The sequence below is a fragment of the Pseudonocardia sp. 2-7 genome (genome assembly GCF_056341085.1).
The window spans coordinates 5170029-5186265 of sequence record NZ_CP094507.1; the positions used below are offsets into that span (position 1 = coordinate 5170029).

The following is a 16237-nucleotide window of genomic DNA, read 5'->3' on the forward strand; positions in this document are numbered from 1 at the left end:
GGGTCGCGGCAGCTCAGTCGAGGTCGGCCAGCGCGGCCGGGGGCTCGCGGCACGGGTCGTCGGCGGCGGGCAGGTCGGAGGCGTTGCCGGGGATCCCGAGGCCCTCGGTGGCGGCGAGCCCGCCCATCTGGGTGTACCAGCGCGGGGCGCGCTCGCGGGCGTGCCAGTAGCCCTTCGCGCTGATCCAGCCGCGTTCGCCGGGGTCGGCGACGCCGTTGCCGTTGGCGTCGCCGAGGAAGCGCATGCCGCCGCCGGGGGCGCGTTCGACGTGCAGCGGGGACGGCAGCAGTCCGATGAGCTGGGCGGACTCGTCCACGCTGAGCGAGCGGCTGGACTTGCCGAAGTAGTACCAGGAGGCGGCGCAGACGCCGTAGACGCGCGGCGCGAACTGCGCGACGTTGACGTAGATCTCCAGGATCCGGCGCTTGGGCATGACGAGCTCCATCGTCTCCGCCGGCGGGATCTCCAGCGCCTTGCGCACCGGTTCCAGCGGCGGGTAGCGCCCGGCCCACAGGAACAGGTTCTTCGACGTCTGCTGGGTGATGGTCGACCCGGACGGGTCGTCGGTGCCGTCCATGTACGCCTGCACGCGCGCCCACTGCATCCCGTAGTCGACGGCGAGGGTGCGCTCCGGGAACTGCTGGTCCTCCTGCCCCATCACCACGATCAGGAAGTTGCGCGACACGTGCTCGGCGTCGGTCCACTGCGCGACGGTCGGCCCGAAGTTCCACAGCCGGAACATCGTGTACGGCGGGTTGACCAGGGTGAACAGCAGCACCAGGACCAGCGGGACGGCCTGGGCGACCAGGGCCCAGCGCAGCAGCCTGCGCAGCCGGGCCCGGGTCGACGGCGGCGGGGTCCCCGGGGGCCGCTGCGGCCGCAGCCGGCGCAGCCGGTCCCGCAGCGCCGCGACCTGCGGCCCGATCGGGCGGCGCGGGGCGGGCCCGGACTCCGAGCGGGGCACCGCGCCCGCACCTCGGCGCGGGGGCGGGCCGGTCCGGCGGGCGCCGCGACGCGTGGGCAGTGGCCGCTGGGCCGGGTGGAGCACGTCTGGGCGGTCGGACGCCACGGGGCGCGGGATCGGGCGCCGGGCGTCCGGGGAGTCGGACGGTGCGGGGCGCGGGGCCCGACGCAGGCCGTCGGGGCGGTCGGGCGGCGCGGAGGGCCGCGGGGCCGGCGGGGGTGGCACGGCGCGGGCCGGCCGCCCGCTCGCCGGCGGACGTCCGGGAGGCGGGGGCGGCACGACACGTGGCGGCCCGGCCCCGGGACGCGACGCGGGAGGCGGCATCGGGGGGCGCCGCCCGGCGGGGCCCGGGGGCGGTGGTGGCGGACGGCGACGTGGGTCGCGCTCGTCGTTCAGCGCAACCTCCCCCTCACCCCGGTCCGGCCACCCGGACGGGCGACCCGAACCCGACGATACCGACGGGGCGGGAGGAACCGTGGCCGGTCCGGTCAGCGCGGAGGGCCGCAGGCCGGGTCGACGGCGTCGAGCACCTCGACCTCGTCGCCGACGGCGATCTCGGCTCCCGGGTCGTCCGGGATCAGGTTGACCCCGAACCACACCTTGCCGTCGAACCGCCGGTGCCGGGCCAGGGTCGCCATCGGCTCGCGGCCCTTGACGGCCGTGTCCGGGTCGACGGTGGTGAGCACGCAGCGGGCGCAGCCCTTGGCCACCCGGAACTCCGCGGCGCCGATCCGGATGCGCCGCCAGCCGTCCTCGGCCCAGGCCGGTGCGCCGTCGACGACGGCGTTCGGCCGGAACCGGGTCATCGGCAGCGGGGCCTCGGCCGCGTTCGGGCCGTCGGCGACCAGCGCGTCCAGCGCGTGCAGCGAGGCGGTGGAGGCGAGCAGCAGCGGATAGCCGTCGGCGTAGGAGACGCGGTCGTCGTCGTGGGAGAAGCCGGGGTCGGGACGGCGCCGGGCCGGGTCGTCGAGGTGGATCAGCCGCACCGGGTCGCCGAGCAGCTCGGAGAACCACGCGTCGGCCGCCGGGCCGGCCGGGACGCCCGCGGTGTCCCAGCGGTGCACGCGGGCCGGCACCGGCTCGCCGTCGGGCACGGGGACGGTGAGCGGCGGCAGCCCCGGTCCGGTCAGGCGGAGCCCGTCGGCGGCGGGGGTGGGCGCGACGAGCACGAGCCGCGGGTGGGTGCGCGCGGTGACCACGGCGCCGTCGTCGCGGACCAGCATCCAGCGCCGGTCCCCGGCGAGACCGGCCCGTTCGACGACGGCGCGGGCGACGTCCGCGCCCCGGCAGGACTTGACCGGGTAGCGCCGCAGCCCCGTCAGGCTCACCATCCGGAGAAGAACTCCCCGGACTGGCGCAGCCCGCGGGTGGTCGTACCGACGATCAGCTCGGTCGGGAGCGTGACGTGCTCGGGGACGTGGCGGTCGCCGCGTTCGAGCAGCAGCCGTCCGGCCTCGAGGCCCTTCTCCCGGAACGGCTGGCGGACCGTGGTCAGGCCGACGCGCTCGGCCTCGGGCACGCCGTCGAACCCGGCGACCGAGAGGTCCTCGGGCACCCGCAGGCCGCGGTCGCGGGCCTCGCGCAGCGCGCCGAGGGCGAGGATGTCGGAGGTGCACACCAGCGCGGTGATCCCGGGGTGGGAGTCCAGCAGGGTGGCGGCGCCGTCCGCGCCGGCGTCGAGGGAGTGCTCAAACCGCTCGATGACCGGGACGTCGGCCCAGTCGACACCGGCCTCGGCGAGCGCCGCGCGCAGCCCGGCGAGGCGCTCGCGCTGCACGGCGTAGGAGCTGCCCTCCTGCCGGGCGACGTCGGCCCTGCCGTCGTGCCGGTGCGAGGACAGGCGCATGCAGAGCACACCGACGCGGCGGTGGCCGAGCTCGACGAGGTGCCGCCCGAGCGCGAGGGTCCCGGCGCGGTCGTCGACGCCGACGCGGTCCACCCCGGTGATCCCGGTGGGCTGGTCGCAGACGACCGTCGGCACCGGGCGCTGCAGGACGGCCCGGAAGTGCGGGTCGTCCTCGCTGACCGAGTAGACGACGAAGCCGTCGACCCCGGCCTGGTAGACGGAGTCGACGTCGGAGTGCTCGGGGCTGACCGGGATCAGCAGCAGACCGGTGCCCGCCTTCTCGCAGGCCAGCGCGAGCCCCTCCAGGAAGCCGGTGGCGCCCGGGTCGCGGAAGGCGTAGCTGAGCGCCTCGGTCAGCAGCAAGCCCACCGCTCCGGCACGCCGGGTGCGCAGCGAGCGGGCGACCGGGTCCGGGCCCGGGTAGCCGAGCCGCCGGGCCGCCTCCAGGACGCGCTCGCGCAGCGGCGCGGACAGCTGGTCGGGGCGGTTGTAGGCGTTCGACACGGTCGTCCGGGAGACCCCGAGCTCGGCGGCCAGCGACGCGAGCGTCGCCGGGCGCCGCGGGTGCTGGGGGCCGGTCATTCCCCGAACGGTAGCGGCGCGGTCACGCACGTGAAAGTCCGCCCCGACCGGCCACGACGGGATCACACGCCGCGCGCGTTCCGGGCTCCCCGTACAGCGGTAGAGTGAATCTGAGAACGATTTCCAATAAATCTATGCCGATATGTTGATGGGAGTTCCGTCCGTGTCCCGATCCCCGCTCCGCCCGGCCGCGCTCGTGGCCGGGCTGGCCGCACTCGCCCTGGGTCTGACCGCCTGCGGCTCCGGCCAGGTCGACGCCCCCACCAGCGCCGACACCCCGCAGGTGAAGATCGTCGCCTCCACCGACGCCTGGGGCGCGGTCGCCCGCGCCGTGGGCGGCAACTACGCCAGGGTCGAGTCGGTCATCAGCTCCCCCGACGTCGACCCGCACGGCTACGAGCCGACCCCGCAGAACGCGGCGACCGTCGGCGAGGCCCAGCTGCTGGTCATGAACGGCGGCGGCTACGACGCGTTCATGACCGACCTCGTCGCCGCGTCCGGCAACAAGGCCCCGCTGGTCGACGCCGTCGAGGTCTCCGGCATCGAGGGGGCCCAGGAGGCCGCCGCCGACGACCACGGCCACGACCACGCCGCCGGGGCCACCCCCGAGCCCGCGGGCGAGGCGGACCACGAGCACGAGCACGGCTCGTTCAACGAGCACGTCTGGTACAACCCGGCCGCGGTCGGCCGCGTCGCCGAGCAGCTCGCCGACCAGCTCGGCCGCATCGACCCGAGCGCCGCGGAGTACTTCCGCACCAACGCCCAGACCCTCGAGGGCGGCGTCGCCCAGCTGACGTCGAAGGCCACCGAGATCGGCCGCGCGCACCCGGGGGCCCGGGTCGCCGTCACCGAGCCGGTGCCCGCCTACCTGCTGCAGGCCGCCGGGATCGCGAACGCGACCCCGCAGGAGTTCTCCTCGGCCGTCGAGGAGGGCACCGACCCGCCGGCCGCCGTCGTCGCGCAGATGCTGGGGCTGTTCACCGCGCAGCCGCCGGTCGACGCGCTGGTCCTCAACAGCCAGACGACCTCGCCGACCACCGACCAGGTCCGCGACGCCGCCCAGAAGGCAGGCGTCCCGGTGGTCCAGATGTCGGAGACGCTGCCCGCGGGCACCACCGACTGGGTGCAGTGGATGAACGCCAACCTGGACGAGCTCTCCGCGGCGCTGAACCGCTGACATGGGTTCCTCGCAACAGTCCGCGCTGTCGCTGCGCGGGGCGGGCCTCCGGTTCGGGGACCGGACCCTGTGGTCCGGCCTCGACCTGGACGTCGCACCCGGCGAGTTCGTCGCCGTCCTCGGCCCGAACGGCTCCGGCAAGACGACGCTGATGCGCGTCCTGCTGGGGCTGCTCCCGCTCTCCGACGGCACCGTGACCGTCGGCGGACACACCCCGCGGCGCGGCAGCCCCGAGATCGGCTACGTCCCGCAGCAGCAGCCGCTCGACCCGGACCTGCCGCTGCGCGGGCGCGACCTCGTCGGCCTCGGGCTCGACGGGCACCGCTTCGGTCCCGGCCTGGGCCGGCGACGCGAGCGGCGCGAGCGCGTCGACCGCGCGCTGGCCCAGGTCGGCGGCACCGGGCACGCCGACGCCCCCGTCGGGCGGCTGTCCGGGGGTGAGCAGCAGCGGCTGCGGGTCGCGCAGGCACTCGTCGGGGACCCGGCGGTGCTGCTGTGCGACGAGCCCCTGCTCAGCCTGGACCTGTCCCACCAGCGGATCGTGACCCGGCTGATCGACGAGCGCCGCCGCGCCGCGGGCACCGCGGTGCTGTTCGTGACCCACGAGATCAACCCGGTGCTGCCGCTGGTGGACCGGGTCCTCTACCTCGTCGACGGCCGGTTCTCGATCGGCACCACCGACGAGGTCATGACCTCGGAGACGCTGTCGCGGCTCTACCGCACCGACGTCGACGTGCTGCGGGTCCGCGACCGGCTGGTCGTCGTCGGGGCCGAGGACTCCCCGGTCACCCGGGACGAGCACGCCGAGCACGGCGTCGCGGTCGGGGGTGGCGCGTGACCGAGTTCCTGGCCCGGATCCTCGACCTGTCCGGCACCGGCACGCTGCTGGGCTACCCGTTCGTCCGCAACGCGCTCATCGCCTGCGCGGTGCTCGGGCTGGTCGCCGGGCTGCTCGCCCCGCTGATCGTCAGCCGCGGGATGGCCTTCGCCGTGCACGGCACCGCCGAGCTGGCCTTCACCGGGGCCGCGGCCGGGCTGCTGCTCGGCGTCGCCGTCGGGGTGGGGGCGGTGGTGGGCGCCGTCGTCGCCGCGGTGATCTTCGGTGTGCTGGGCCTGCGCCAACGCGAGCGGGACTCCGCGATCGGCGTGGTGATGGCGTTCGGGCTCGGCCTGGGCGTGCTGTTCCTGGCCCTCTACGACGGCCGCTCCTCCAACCGGTTCGGCCTGCTGACCGGCTCCATCGTGTCGGTCGACCAGCAGAACCTGTGGGTGCTGGGGGCCGTCGCCGTCGTCGTTCTCGCGACCCTGGCGCTGCTCTACCGGCCGCTGCTGTTCGCCAGCACCGACCCCGACGTCGCGCTGGCGCGCGGCGTGCCCGTCCGCGCGCTGACCCTGGTGTTCGGCGTGCTGATCGGCCTGGTGACGGCACTGGCCGTGCCGATCGTCGGGGCGATCCTGGTGCTGTCGGTGCTGATCGTGCCCGGCGCCGCGGCGAACCGGGTCACCGCGAACCCGTTGCTGGCGACCGTCCTCGCGATCGTCATCGCGGAGGTCGCGCTGGTCGGCGGGACGATCCTGTCGCTGGCGCCGGGGCTGCCGATCTCGGCCTACGTGGCGACCATCGGGTTCGTCGCCTACCTGCTCTGCCGGCTGGTGGGCCGGCTGCGCGGCCGGGGCCCGGTCCGCGCCTGATCTCCCCCGGCCTCGCACGAACGGGCCCCTCGTACGAATGGTTCGTACGAGGGGCCCGTTCGTGCAGGGAGGGGGGTTCGCTCAGCGGCCGACGCGACGACGGCGGGCCACCTCGGCCAGAACGACGCCGGTGGCGACCGAGGCGTTCAAGGACTCCACGCGGCCGGCCAGGGGGATCGAGACGGTCACGTCGCAGGTCTCGCGGACCAGCCGGGACAGGCCCTTGCCCTCCGACCCGGTGACGATCACCAGCGGCCCGGAGGCCAGGTCGAAGTCGTCGAGGGAGACGTCGCCGTCGGCGGCCAGACCGGCGACCATCAGCCCGGCGGAGGCGTACTCCTGCAGCGTGCGGGTCAGGTTCGTCGCGCGCGCGACCGGGACCCGGGCCGCGGTGCCCGCCGAGGTCCGCCAGGCCACCGCGGTCATGCCCGCGGCGCGCCGCTGCGGCACGACGACGCCGTGGCCGCCGAACGCACCCACCGACCGGACGACCGCACCCAGGTTGCGCGGGTCGGTCACCCCGTCCAGGGCGACGGCCAGTGCCGGGCGCCCGGAGTGCGACGCGGCCTCGAGCACCTCGTCGGGGTGGGCGTAGGCGTACGGCGGCACCTGCAGGGCGAGGCCCTGGTGCAGCGCTCCCCCGCTGATCCGGTCGAGGTCGTTGCGCGGCACCTCCAGGATGGAGATGCCCCGCTCCGCAGCCAGCGCGACGGCCTCGGTGACGCGGTCGTCGGCGGACATGCCGGTGGCCACCTGCAGCGCCGTCGCCGGGACGCCGGCCCGCAGGCACTCGACGACCGGGTTGCGGCCGAGCACGGTCTCCGGGGTCTCCCCGTCACCGCGACGGCCCGCGACCGGGCGTCGGCGCTGCTGCTGGTCCTGGGCTGCGCGGCGCGCGGCCGCCCTCGCCTTCGGGTGGCCGGGTCGCATCTCGCCGGGCGGGGTCGGGCCCTTGCCCTTCAGTGCGCGCCGGGGCTGGCCGCCGGATCCGACGACCATGCCCTTCTTGGTGCCTTCCTTACGGATCGCACCGCGGCGCTTGGAATTGCCTGCCATGAGTTCTACGAGTCCTAGTTGTCTTTGAGAGTCCAGGTGGAGCCGTCGGCGCCGTCCTCGACGGCGATCCCGGCGGCGAGCAGCTCGTCGCGGAGCCGGTCCGCGGTGGCGAAGTCGCGCTCGGCGCGCGCGGCCCGGCGGCGCTCGAGCATCGTCTCCACCAGGGTGCCCAGTGCCTGACGGGCGGCGTCGCCCGACTCCTCGGCCACACCGCCGGCTGCCAGCGGGTCCAGGCCGAGCACCTCGGTCGTCGCGCGGACCGCGGACGCGGCCCGCAGCGCGCCGGTGACGTCCCCGGCGTCGAGGGCGGTGTTGCCCTCGCGCACCAGGGTGTGCACGGTGCCGAGCGCGAGCGGGGTGCCCAGGTCGTCGTCGAGTGCGGCGGTGAACGCGCCGGGCAGCTCGGCGGCGACCTCGGGCAGGCCGTGCCGCTCGCGCACGCGGTGCACGAACGACTCGATCCGCCGGTACGCGGCGACGGCCTCGTCCAGCGCGGCGTCGGAGTACTCGATCGCCGACCGGTAGTGCGGGCCGACCAGGTAGTAGCGCAGCTCGGCCGGGCGGACCCGTTCGAGCAGGTTCTCGATCGCCAGGGTGTTCCCCAGCGACTTCGACATCTTCTCCCCGCCCATGGTCACCCAGGCGTTGTGCAGCCAGAACCGGGCGAACCCGTCCCCGGCCGCGTGGCTCTGGGCGCGCTCGTTCTCGTGGTGCGGGAACACCAGGTCCAGGCCGCCGCCGTGGATGTCGAACTCCGGGCCGAGGTAGGCGGTCGCCATCGCCGAGCACTCCAGGTGCCAGCCGGGCCGCCCGTTCCCCCAGGGGGTGGGCCAGCTCGGCTCGCCGGGCTTGGCGGCCTTCCACAGCGTGAAGTCCAGCGCGTCGCGCTTGTGCCCGCTGTCGCCCTCGCCCTGGTGCACGTCGTCGACGCGCTGGCCGGACAGCGACCCGTAGTCGGGCATCGTGCGCACCGCGAAGTAGACGTCGCCGCCGGCGGCGTAGGCGTGGCCGCGCTCGATCAGGCGCTCGATCAGCTCGACCATCTGCGTGATGTGCCCGGTCGCCCGGGGCTCCACCGACGGCGGCAGGCAGCCCAGCGCGTCGTAGGCGGCGGTGAAGGCCCGCTCGTGCGTGGCCGCCCACTCCCACCACGGGCGGCCCGCGGCCTGGGCCTTGCGGAGGATCTTGTCGTCGATGTCGGTGACGTTGCGCACCAGCGTGACGTCGTACCCGGACCGGGCCAGCCAGCGGCGCAGCACGTCGTAGTTCAGGCCCGAGCGCACGTGACCGATGTGTGGGAGGCCCTGCACCGTCGCCCCACAGACGTACATCGACACGGCTCCGGTCCGCAGCGGCGTGAACGCGCGCTGCTCCCTGGTCGCTGAGTCGAGAAGTCTGAGGCTCACGTCACCAGGGTACGGGCCTCCGATTCGTCCACTACACGGGCGGTGCGGACGGGGCAAGGTGTCGGCCATGGGTGTTCAGCGGATGTACCCGCGGCTGGTCGTGCACGACGCCGACGCCGCGATCGACTTCTACCGCGCCGCGTTCGGCGCGCAGCTCGTGGAGCGCTACACCGACGGCTCCGGCGCCGTGGTGCACGCCCTGCTGCGGGCCGGCGGCGCGGAGTGGGCCGTCAAGGACGGCGACGACGTCGACCCCGCGCCGTCGGGGCCCGGCGCGGTGATCCTGGCCCTGGAGGCCGACGACCCGGACGCGGTCGCCGCGGCGATGGTGGACCACGGCGGCCGGGTGCTGTTCCCGGTGACCGACCACGACTACGGGCAGCGCGGCGGCCGGCTCGCCGACCCGTTCGGCCACGCCTGGATGGTGGCGGCCCACGCCGACGACCTCACCCCGGAGCAGATCCAGGAGCGGACCGGGCGTCTCTAGCCCGCGGGCAGCAGCAGCGCCGTCGCGACGGCGGCGCGGCCCTCGCCGCGCCCGGTCAGCCCCAGCCCGTCGGTCGTCGTGCCGGACACCGACACCGGGCCGCCGACCACCTCCGACAGCACCCGTTCGGCCTCGGCCCGGCGCTTCCCGATCTTGGGGTCGTTCCCGACCACCTGGACGGCGGCGTTGCCGACGGTCCAGCCGTCGCGAGTGAGCAGGCGGCGGACCTCGGCGAGCAGGGTCGCCCCGCTCGCACCCGTCCACTCCGGACGGCCGGTGCCGAACACCGCGCCCAGGTCGCCCAGCCCCGCCGCGGACAGCAGGGCGTCGCACAGGGCGTGTGCGGCGACGTCGCCGTCGGAGTGCCCGGCGCAGCCGTCGGCCCCGGGCCACAGCAGACCCGCGACCCAGCAGTCGCGGCCCGGCTCGACCGGGTGCACGTCGGTACCGATCCCGACCCTCATGCGTGTTCCTCGTGCTCGGTGACGCGGCCCGCCCCGGCGAGCAGCAGTTCGGCGATGCGCAGGTCCCACGCGGTGGTGACCTTGAACGCGAGCGGGTCCCCGGCGACGGTGGTGACCGGGTCGCCGAGCGCCTCGACCAGCCCGGCGTCGTCGGTGCGGGGGTCGGGTGTGCCCGCGTGGGCGCGACGCAGGTCGGCCGCGCGGAACCCCTGCGGTGTCTGCACCGCACGCAGCTCGGAGCGGTCCACGGTGGACACGACGGTCCCGGCGCCGTCGACCCGCTTGACCGTGTCGGCCACGGGGAGCACCGGGATGACCGCGGGCGCGCCCGCGCGCACGGCGCCGACCACTCGGCGGACGACGTCGGGTGGTGTGAGCGGGCGCGCGGCGTCGTGCACCAGCACGACCTCGGCGTCCGTCCCGGTCGCAGCGAGACCCGCCGCGACGGAGGCGGTGCGGTCGGCACCGCCGGCGACGACGGTCGCCGGGCGTCCGGTCAGCATGGCGGCGGCGGCGTCCACCTGGTCCGCGGGGACGACGACCACCACGTGTCCGACGACGTCGGACGCGAGAAGGCCGTCGACCGCGCGTACCAGCATGGGAACCCCGGCCAGTCCGACGAACGCCTTGGGCACACCTGCACCCAGACGCACCCCGGAACCGGCCGCGGGAAGCACCGCGACGACACCCGCCCCGGAGGACGGTCCGTGCACGCCGGTCAGGCGTTCGCGGTGGCGAGCACCTCGTCGAGCAGGACCTCGGCCCGCTCCTCGTCGGTGCCCTCGGCCAGCGCGAGCTCACTGACCAGTATCTGCCTCGCCTTGGCCAGCATCCGCTTCTCACCGGCGGACAGGCCCCGGTCCTTCTCCCGCCGCCAGAGGTCGCGGACGACCTCGGCGACCTTGTTCACGTCACCGGACGTGAGCTTCTCCCAGTTCGCCTTGTACCGGCGCGACCAGTTCGTGGGCTCCTCGGTGTGCGGCGCGCGCAACACCTCGAAGACCCGATCCAGTCCCTCCTGGCCCACGACGTCACGAACACCGACCACCTCGACGTTGTCGGCGGGGATGCGCACCGTCAGATCGCCCTGCTGGACCTTCAGGACGAGGTACTGCACTTCCTCGCCCTTGATCGTCCGGGTCTCGATCGCCTCGATGAGCGCGGCACCGTGGTGCGGGTAGACGACGGTCTCTCCGACCTTGAAAACCATGTGTCCTCTGGCCCCTTTCGCTGGGTCCAGATTAACACGTCGCCCGGGCGGGACGGTGACCGGCTTTCACCGTCGTCGCAGGTCAGGGGGTTGACAACGGCGGAGGAACGTGTTCCCCGCGGGCGTGGCGCCCATCCGGACCGGCCCGGCCACGTGCCGGTCGCCGCCGCGGCACGTCCCGGACCACCGGGTCTGCCGCCCCGCCGTCCGGCGGGGACGCGGTCGTCACACCCGGGTGCCCGACCGCGCAACGCGCCGGAGCGCGCGACTAGGCTGCCCCCGACAGACCCAGCATGTGCGCCGGGGGCACTTCGGGGCACCGGCAAGGAAGGACACGACGACCGTGAGCCGCACCCGCCGTTCCGCCCGGACCCTGGCCGGGGTCGCCGGCGCCGTCGCCCTGACCGGCCTGCTGATCAGCGGCTGTGGAGCCGGGCAGATCGCGCAGACCGCAGAGCAGGTCGCCGCCGTCAACGGCGCCAACGCCACGGTCGGCTCGGTCGACCTGCGTGACGTCCAGGTCGCCTACCCGACCACGCCCGCGGGCCCGGACGCGCTCTACCGCCAGGGCGGCGCCGCACCGCTCGTCGCCACCCTGGTCAACACCGGCTCGGTCGCCGACCGCCTGGTCTCGGTCACCTCGCCCGCCGCCGCGTCGGTGCAGATCCAGGGCGACGCGACCATGCCGCAGGACGTCGCGCTGGTCTCGCCGGGCAACCTGCAGCTGGCCCCCACCAACGCCAAGCGCGTGCAGCTCGTCGCCGAGGGTCTGACCCGTCCGGTCCCCTCCGGCGCGCAGCTCCCGATGACGTTCGTGTTCGAGAAGGCCGGCTCGGTGACCCTCACCGTCCCGACCGGTGTGCCGACCGTCGAGGGTTCCCCCGGGCACGCCCCGGAGCGCGCGTCGTTCGCCGACGGCGAGGAGGGCGCCAACGGCGCCGAGACCGGCGTCAACTCCGAGACCGGTGGCCAGGCCGAGGCCCCGCCGGTGGACCGGCCGAACCCGGTCCCGGCCGGTGAGGGCGCCCCCGTCGCGCCCGGCAACGAGGGCAGCGGCGCCGGCGGCGCCGCCGGCAACTGACCCCCCGGACCCGCGCCGCCCGCTCGGGCGGCTACCGCTGCACGGAGTGCGACCACCGCACGGCGCAGTGGGTGGGGCGCTGTCCGGGCTGCCAGGCCTGGGGGTCGCTCGAGCAGGTCGAGCCGGTGCGCACCGGCGGGGGCGGCCGGACCGTCGTCGCGGGGGCGCCCAGCACCCCGGCCCGGCGGATCGCCGAGGTGGAGCTGGACTCCGCCCGGGCCCGGCCGACCGGGGTCGACGAGCTGGACCGGGTCCTCGGTGGCGGGCTCGTCCCGGGCGCGGTGGTGCTGCTGGCCGGTGAGCCGGGCGTCGGGAAGTCCACGCTGCTCCTGGAGGTCGCCGCACAGGCCGCCGCCCGGTCCCGGGTCCTCTACGTCTCCGGTGAGGAGTCCGCGGGCCAGGTCCGCTTGCGCGCCGAGCGCACCGGCGGCGTCCACGACGAGCTCTACCTCGCCGCCGAGTCCGACCTCGAGTCGGTGCTCGGCCACGTCGACGCGCTGCGGCCGTCGCTGCTGGTGGTGGACTCCATCCAGACCATGTCCACCGCCTCGGTCGACGGCAGCCCCGGCGGGGTGACCCAGACCCGTGCCGTCACCGTGGGACTGACCGCGCTGGCGAAGGAACGCGGCCTGGCCGTGCTGCTCGTCGGCCACGTCACCAAGGACGGCGGCATCGCGGGTCCGCGGGTGCTGGAGCACCTGGTCGACGTGGTGCTGCACTTCGAAGGCGACAAGCACTCGGCGCTGCGGATGGTCCGCGGGGTGAAGAACCGGTTCGGTCCGGCCGACGAGGTCGGCTGCTTCGAGCTGCGCGACTCCGGCATCGTCGGTCTCGCCGACCCCTCGGGGCTGTTCCTCGGCCGGTTCGGCCAGGGCGCCGACGCGGTGCAGCCGGGGACCGCGGTGACCGTCGTGATGGACGGGCGACGGCCGCTGCTGGCCGAGGTGCAGGCGCTCGTCGCGGGGGCGAACATCCCGAGCCCGCGCCGGGCGGTGACCGGGCTGGACTCGTCGCGGGTGCCGATGCTGCTCGCCGTCGTCGAACGGCGGGGCGGGCTCAAGCTGCACGACGCCGAGGTCTACACCGCCACCGTCGGCGGGATGCGGATCACCGAGCCGGCGGCCGACCTCGCGATCGCGCTGGCGGTCGTCTCGGCGAAGCGGGACGCGGCGCTGCCCGCGGACCTCGTCGTGCTGGGCGAGCTCGGGCTGGCCGGCGAGCTGCGCCGGGTGCACGGGGTGGACCGGCGCCTCGCGGAGGCCGCACGGCTGGGCTTCACCCGGGCGATCGTCCCCACCGGGGCCGAGGTCGGGCGGACCGGGATGCAGATCACCGAGGCGTCGTCGCTGCGCGAGATCATGGCCCGCATCCGCTGAGCCTCAGCTCATGAGCAGCGGGGCGGGCTCGCTCACGACCCGGTCGAGCCGGGCCAGCACCCGGTAGCCGCCCGGGCCCACCCGGGTGCGCTCGCCCGCACAGCCGGGCTCGGAGGCGAGCCCGGTCCAGGTCACGGCGAAGGCCACCGGCTGGCCGGGCACCAGGGTGCGCAGGTCGTCCGACGACGGGTTGGAGCAGTCGTTGGACGACCAGAGCTTGGTCGCCCCGTCGCCGCTCCAGACGGCGATCTCCTGCTGGGCGCCGTCGAGGTCGCGCACGCAGGGCTGGCCGGAGACGTTGGTGACGACCAGCCGCAGCTCGGGCCGCGCGCCGGAGGGGTAGGTCGGCTGCCCGGTCTCGGCACGCACCTCGATCATCGCGTCGGTGCAGGGCACCGGACCGGTCGGCGGGGAGGGTGCGGACTGCGGCACCTGCACGGACGGGCGTGGTGTGTCGTCGGGGCGGACCGTCTCGTCCGCCGGGCCCGCGTTCGGGGTCGCGGGCCCGGCGGACGTCCCCGCCGCGGCGGCCGGCGGGGGTCCGGGCGCGGCGGGGTCGGGGAGCGGCACGGACGTGGGTGCCCCCGTCCCCGGGGCTGGGGATGCCGGGGACGGGGACCCCGGGGGCGGCGCGGGTGCGGCCGTCCCCGTGTCCGGTGTGGTCTGCGACGACTGGGGGGTCGTCCGTGCGGCCGTCCCGGCGGGCTCGTCGGAGCCCCGCGGGATCAGCAGCCAGGTGGTGAGCCACAGCAGCGCGAAGAGCGCGAGCAGCGCGACGCCGACCGCGCACGCGCGCCGGCGCCAGTAGACCGACGCCGGCAGGGGACCCACCGGGTGCATGTCACCGACGGTAGATCTCCGGTTACACGAAGTCGCCGCCGCCGCGCCGGGACCGGACATGTCCGGCGAGGTCCACCCGGCGGGGCGACCCTCGCCTCCCGACCGGGTGAGCGCAGCGGCGGAACGGCCGCCCACGTGCCCCCCGGACCGGCCCGGACGGGGTCCGCGCCCCGGATCGCCCGACCCCCGTGCGGGTGGCGCACCGACCCGGGGTGACCGGCGCCGTCCGACGACAGGGACCCGCCCGGCACCCGCGGACGGGAACCGCCCCTGTCGTGGCGCGCGCCCCGGTGGCGGGCGCGGTAGGGACCGTGATCCACGCGCCGGCACCCGGGACGGTCGCCGGGCGACGTCGCCGGTGCCCGGTCCGCGATCACGGCGGGGCCGTCGCCGGGGCCCGGCGGGGGGCGCGCGACACTGGGACGGTGGTGGCCGATCTGATCTCCCCGTGGTTCCGGGCGCACGCCCGCGACCTGCCGTGGCGGCGCCCCGAGACCACGCCGTGGGGAGTGCTGGTCAGCGAGTTCATGCTCCAGCAGACCCCGGTCGCCCGGGTCGAACCGGTCTGGCGGGACTGGATGGAGCGTTGGCCGGCGCCGTCGTCGCTGGCCGCCGCGCCGCGCGCGGACGTGCTGCGGGCCTGGGGCAAGCTCGGCTACCCGCGCCGCGCGATCCGGCTGCACGACGCGGCCGCGGCGATCGCCGCCCGGCACGGCGACGCCGTCCCCTCCGACGTCGAGGCGCTCGAGGCCCTGCCCGGTGTCGGCTCCTACACGGCGCGGGCGGTGGCGGCGTTCGGCTTCGGGCTGCGCGCCGCCGTCGTCGACACCAACGTCCGCCGGGTCGTGGCCCGCGCGGTGCACGGTCAGGGCGACGCCGGACCGGCCCGCACCCGGGCCGACCTGGCCGACGTGGACGCACTGCTGCCCGACGACGACGCCGAGGCCGCCGTCGTCTCGGCCGGGCTGATGGAGCTGGGCGCGGTCGTCTGCACCGCCCGCTCGCCGCGCTGCGCGGACTGCCCGGTCGCGGCCCGCTGCGCCTGGGTGGCGGCCGGCAGGCCCGCCTACGACGGCCCGCGCAAGCCGGTCCAGGGCTTCGCCGGCACCGACCGGCAGGTGCGCGGCAGGCTCATGGACGTGCTGCGCACCGCGCACGGGCCGGTCGAGCGGGCCGCGCTGGACGCCGTCTGGTCCGACGCGGGCCAGCGCGACCGGTGCCTGCACTCGCTGCTGGTCGACGGCCTGGCCGAGCAGACCGACGACGGCCGCTTCGCCCTCCCCGTCTGAGCGGGGGACCGATGCCCAGCACCGTCCGCTTCCGGCTCGACGACGACGGCGCCGCCGCGCTCACCGCGCTGCGCGACCGGCTCGCCGCGGCCGGGATCCCGGTCGCGGCCGGCACGCCGCACGTCACCGTCGCCGCGGCGGGCACGGTCCCGCCGCCCGCCGTGCGGGAGCTGACCGCCCAGCTGCGCCTGGTCGCGCTGCCGGTGCTGTGGCTGGCCGGTCTCGGCTCGGTCGGCCCGGACGCGCCGGACGCGCTGGCGCTGACCGCCGTCACCGACCCCGAGGTGCTGGCCGTGCACACGGCGGTGCACGACGCGCTGGCCGGGCGGGTGCGGGGCGCGCACGCCGCGCACCTGCCGGGTTCCTGGCTGCCGCACGTGGTGCTGGCGACCGGGCGACCCGCCGAGGCGTTCGCGCGGCTGCACCCGGTCGAGCCGGTGCGGGCGCGGATCACCGCCGTCGAGCTGCACGACTCGCGCACCGGGGAGACGGTGGCCCTCAGCGCGGGCTGAGCCCCGCGAGGGCCTGCTCGACCAGCGCCTCCACCATGGGGGTGAGCGGCCCGCGGCGGTCGGCCGGGATCGCACACCAGCGCAGGACGGCCCCGAGGTAGCCGTCGAACAGGAGGTCGGCGGCGACGTCCGGGTCGGTGGCCGGGTCGGTCCCCCGCCGTCGCGGCCCCGCTCGATCCACTCCGCCGGCCGCCGGGCCGCGGTCGTCCGGTGCCGGACCGGCCCGGGCGCGGCGAGCCAGCCGAGCATCATCTG

Annotated in this window: 18 protein-coding genes; 8 read left to right on the forward strand and 10 right to left on the reverse strand. The window is 76.0% G+C overall.

What is annotated here, in order from left to right:
* Window positions 1-13: 13 nt before the first annotated feature.
* The 3 genes from MTO91_RS24960 to MTO91_RS24970 form a co-directional block, all read right to left on the reverse strand.
* On the reverse strand, window positions 14-964 hold the full coding sequence (locus MTO91_RS24960) for a transglycosylase domain-containing protein (protein WP_476652985.1): 951 nt from the start codon (window positions 962-964) through the stop codon (window positions 14-16).
* A gap of 488 nt (window positions 965-1452) precedes the next feature.
* Window positions 1453-2295 carry an MOSC domain-containing protein gene (locus MTO91_RS24965; protein WP_405421235.1) on the reverse strand — a complete coding sequence of 281 codons (843 nt, stop codon included), beginning with the start codon at window positions 2293-2295 and terminating at the stop codon, window positions 1453-1455.
* Complete coding sequence (locus MTO91_RS24970; protein ID WP_208826660.1) at window positions 2289-3392, reverse strand: LacI family DNA-binding transcriptional regulator; 1104 nt, start codon at window positions 3390-3392, stop codon at window positions 2289-2291. The genes MTO91_RS24965 and MTO91_RS24970 overlap by 7 nt, the downstream gene beginning before the upstream one ends.
* A 163-nt stretch (window positions 3393-3555) precedes the next feature.
* Here MTO91_RS24970 and MTO91_RS24975 point away from each other — a divergent pair, with 163 nt between their 5' ends.
* Genes MTO91_RS24975 through MTO91_RS24985 form a run of 3 tightly spaced genes read left to right on the forward strand, consistent with a single transcriptional unit; the run spans window position 3556 to window position 6261 of the window.
* Window positions 3556-4569 carry a metal ABC transporter solute-binding protein, Zn/Mn family gene (locus tag MTO91_RS24975; protein WP_405421232.1) on the forward strand — a complete coding sequence of 338 codons (1014 nt, stop codon included), beginning with the start codon at window positions 3556-3558 and terminating at the stop codon, window positions 4567-4569.
* A 1-nt stretch (window position 4570) separates the two neighbouring features.
* Window positions 4571-5407, forward strand: a complete 837-nt coding sequence (locus MTO91_RS24980; protein ID WP_208826658.1) for a metal ABC transporter ATP-binding protein — start codon at window positions 4571-4573, stop codon at window positions 5405-5407.
* An 8-nt stretch (window positions 5408-5415) separates the two neighbouring features.
* Window positions 5416-6261, forward strand: coding sequence for a metal ABC transporter permease (locus tag MTO91_RS24985; RefSeq protein ID WP_405421664.1), 846 nt, complete (start codon window positions 5416-5418; stop codon window positions 6259-6261).
* 81 nt (window positions 6262-6342) lie between these two features.
* Here MTO91_RS24985 and rlmB read toward each other — a convergent pair whose 3' ends face one another.
* Window positions 6343-7317, reverse strand: coding sequence for a 23S rRNA (guanosine(2251)-2'-O)-methyltransferase RlmB (rlmB, locus tag MTO91_RS24990; protein ID WP_062398410.1), 975 nt, complete (start codon window positions 7315-7317; stop codon window positions 6343-6345).
* A gap of 14 nt (window positions 7318-7331) precedes the next feature.
* Complete coding sequence (gene cysS, locus MTO91_RS24995) at window positions 7332-8723, reverse strand: cysteine--tRNA ligase (protein WP_208826657.1); 1392 nt, start codon at window positions 8721-8723, stop codon at window positions 7332-7334.
* A gap of 67 nt (window positions 8724-8790) precedes the next feature.
* Between cysS and MTO91_RS25000 the strand changes: the two genes are divergently transcribed.
* The gene (locus MTO91_RS25000) at window positions 8791-9210 is read left to right on the forward strand and encodes a VOC family protein (RefSeq protein ID WP_476652987.1); all 420 of its coding nucleotides are present in this window, start codon (window positions 8791-8793) and stop codon (window positions 9208-9210) included.
* Here MTO91_RS25000 and ispF read toward each other — a convergent pair.
* From ispF to MTO91_RS25015, 3 genes are read right to left on the reverse strand one after another with little or no spacing between them, the layout of a single operon-like run.
* Window positions 9207-9674, reverse strand: coding sequence for a 2-C-methyl-D-erythritol 2,4-cyclodiphosphate synthase (gene ispF, locus MTO91_RS25005; RefSeq protein WP_251783619.1), 468 nt, complete (start codon window positions 9672-9674; stop codon window positions 9207-9209). The two genes, MTO91_RS25000 and ispF, sit on opposite strands and share 4 nt — an antisense overlap.
* Window positions 9671-10387 carry a 2-C-methyl-D-erythritol 4-phosphate cytidylyltransferase gene (gene ispD / locus MTO91_RS25010; protein ID WP_251783618.1) on the reverse strand — a complete coding sequence of 239 codons (717 nt, stop codon included), beginning with the start codon at window positions 10385-10387 and terminating at the stop codon, window positions 9671-9673. Before ispD ends, ispF begins: the two co-directional genes overlap by 4 nt.
* Window positions 10388-10392: 5 nt before the next feature.
* Window positions 10393-10884 carry a CarD family transcriptional regulator gene (locus tag MTO91_RS25015; RefSeq protein WP_020625956.1) on the reverse strand — a complete coding sequence of 164 codons (492 nt, stop codon included), beginning with the start codon at window positions 10882-10884 and terminating at the stop codon, window positions 10393-10395.
* Window positions 10885-11227: 343 nt separating this feature from the next.
* Here MTO91_RS25015 and MTO91_RS25020 point away from each other — a divergent pair, with 343 nt between their 5' ends.
* Both MTO91_RS25020 and radA read left to right on the forward strand, forming a co-directional pair.
* The gene (locus MTO91_RS25020) at window positions 11228-11965 is read left to right on the forward strand and encodes a copper chaperone PCu(A)C (RefSeq protein WP_405421222.1); all 738 of its coding nucleotides are present in this window, start codon (window positions 11228-11230) and stop codon (window positions 11963-11965) included.
* On the forward strand, window positions 11962-13341 hold the full coding sequence (gene radA, locus MTO91_RS25025) for a DNA repair protein RadA (protein WP_476654960.1): 1380 nt from the start codon (window positions 11962-11964) through the stop codon (window positions 13339-13341). Before MTO91_RS25020 ends, radA begins: the two co-directional genes overlap by 4 nt.
* Before the next feature lie 3 nt (window positions 13342-13344).
* Here radA and MTO91_RS25030 read toward each other — a convergent pair whose 3' ends face one another.
* Entirely contained in the window at window positions 13345-14181 is an 837-nt protein-coding gene (locus tag MTO91_RS25030; protein ID WP_476652989.1) for a hypothetical protein, read from the reverse strand.
* A 425-nt stretch (window positions 14182-14606) separates the two neighbouring features.
* On the opposite strand from MTO91_RS25030, the gene MTO91_RS25035 reads away from it, so the two are divergent.
* Both MTO91_RS25035 and MTO91_RS25040 read left to right on the forward strand, forming a co-directional pair.
* The gene (locus tag MTO91_RS25035; RefSeq protein ID WP_476652990.1) at window positions 14607-15470 is read left to right on the forward strand and encodes an HhH-GPD family protein; all 864 of its coding nucleotides are present in this window, start codon (window positions 14607-14609) and stop codon (window positions 15468-15470) included.
* 11 nt (window positions 15471-15481) lie between these two features.
* A complete protein-coding gene (locus MTO91_RS25040) occupies window positions 15482-15982 on the forward strand; it encodes a 2'-5' RNA ligase family protein (protein ID WP_251783608.1) in 501 nt (166 codons plus the stop codon).
* Here the strand turns inward: MTO91_RS25040 and MTO91_RS25045 are convergent.
* Window positions 15969-16163, reverse strand: a complete 195-nt coding sequence (locus MTO91_RS25045; protein WP_405421218.1) for a hypothetical protein — start codon at window positions 16161-16163, stop codon at window positions 15969-15971. The two genes, MTO91_RS25040 and MTO91_RS25045, sit on opposite strands and share 14 nt — an antisense overlap.
* Window positions 16164-16237: the final 74 nt, after the last annotated feature.

What these genes read in the sequence shown, in the direction of transcription:
- ispF (WP_251783619.1), bottom strand. Translation starts at nt 9,674, where the DNA reads ATGAGGGTCGGGATCGGTACCGACGTGCACCCGGTCGAGCCGGGCCGC.
- MTO91_RS25030 (WP_476652989.1), bottom strand. Translation starts at nt 14,181, where the DNA reads ATGCACCCGGTGGGTCCCCTGCCGGCGTCGGTCTACTGGCGCCGGCGC.
- MTO91_RS24980 (WP_208826658.1), top strand. Translation starts at nt 4,571, where the DNA reads ATGGGTTCCTCGCAACAGTCCGCGCTGTCGCTGCGCGGGGCGGGCCTC.
- MTO91_RS25015 (WP_020625956.1), bottom strand. Translation starts at nt 10,884, where the DNA reads ATGGTTTTCAAGGTCGGAGAGACCGTCGTCTACCCGCACCACGGTGCC.
- rlmB (WP_062398410.1), bottom strand. Translation starts at nt 7,317, where the DNA reads ATGGCAGGCAATTCCAAGCGCCGCGGTGCGATCCGTAAGGAAGGCACC.
- MTO91_RS25040 (WP_251783608.1), top strand. Translation starts at nt 15,482, where the DNA reads ATGCCCAGCACCGTCCGCTTCCGGCTCGACGACGACGGCGCCGCCGCG.
- MTO91_RS25000 (WP_476652987.1), top strand. Translation starts at nt 8,791, where the DNA reads ATGGGTGTTCAGCGGATGTACCCGCGGCTGGTCGTGCACGACGCCGAC.
- MTO91_RS24965 (WP_405421235.1), bottom strand. Translation starts at nt 2,295, where the DNA reads ATGGTGAGCCTGACGGGGCTGCGGCGCTACCCGGTCAAGTCCTGCCGG.
- MTO91_RS24970 (WP_208826660.1), bottom strand. Translation starts at nt 3,392, where the DNA reads ATGACCGGCCCCCAGCACCCGCGGCGCCCGGCGACGCTCGCGTCGCTG.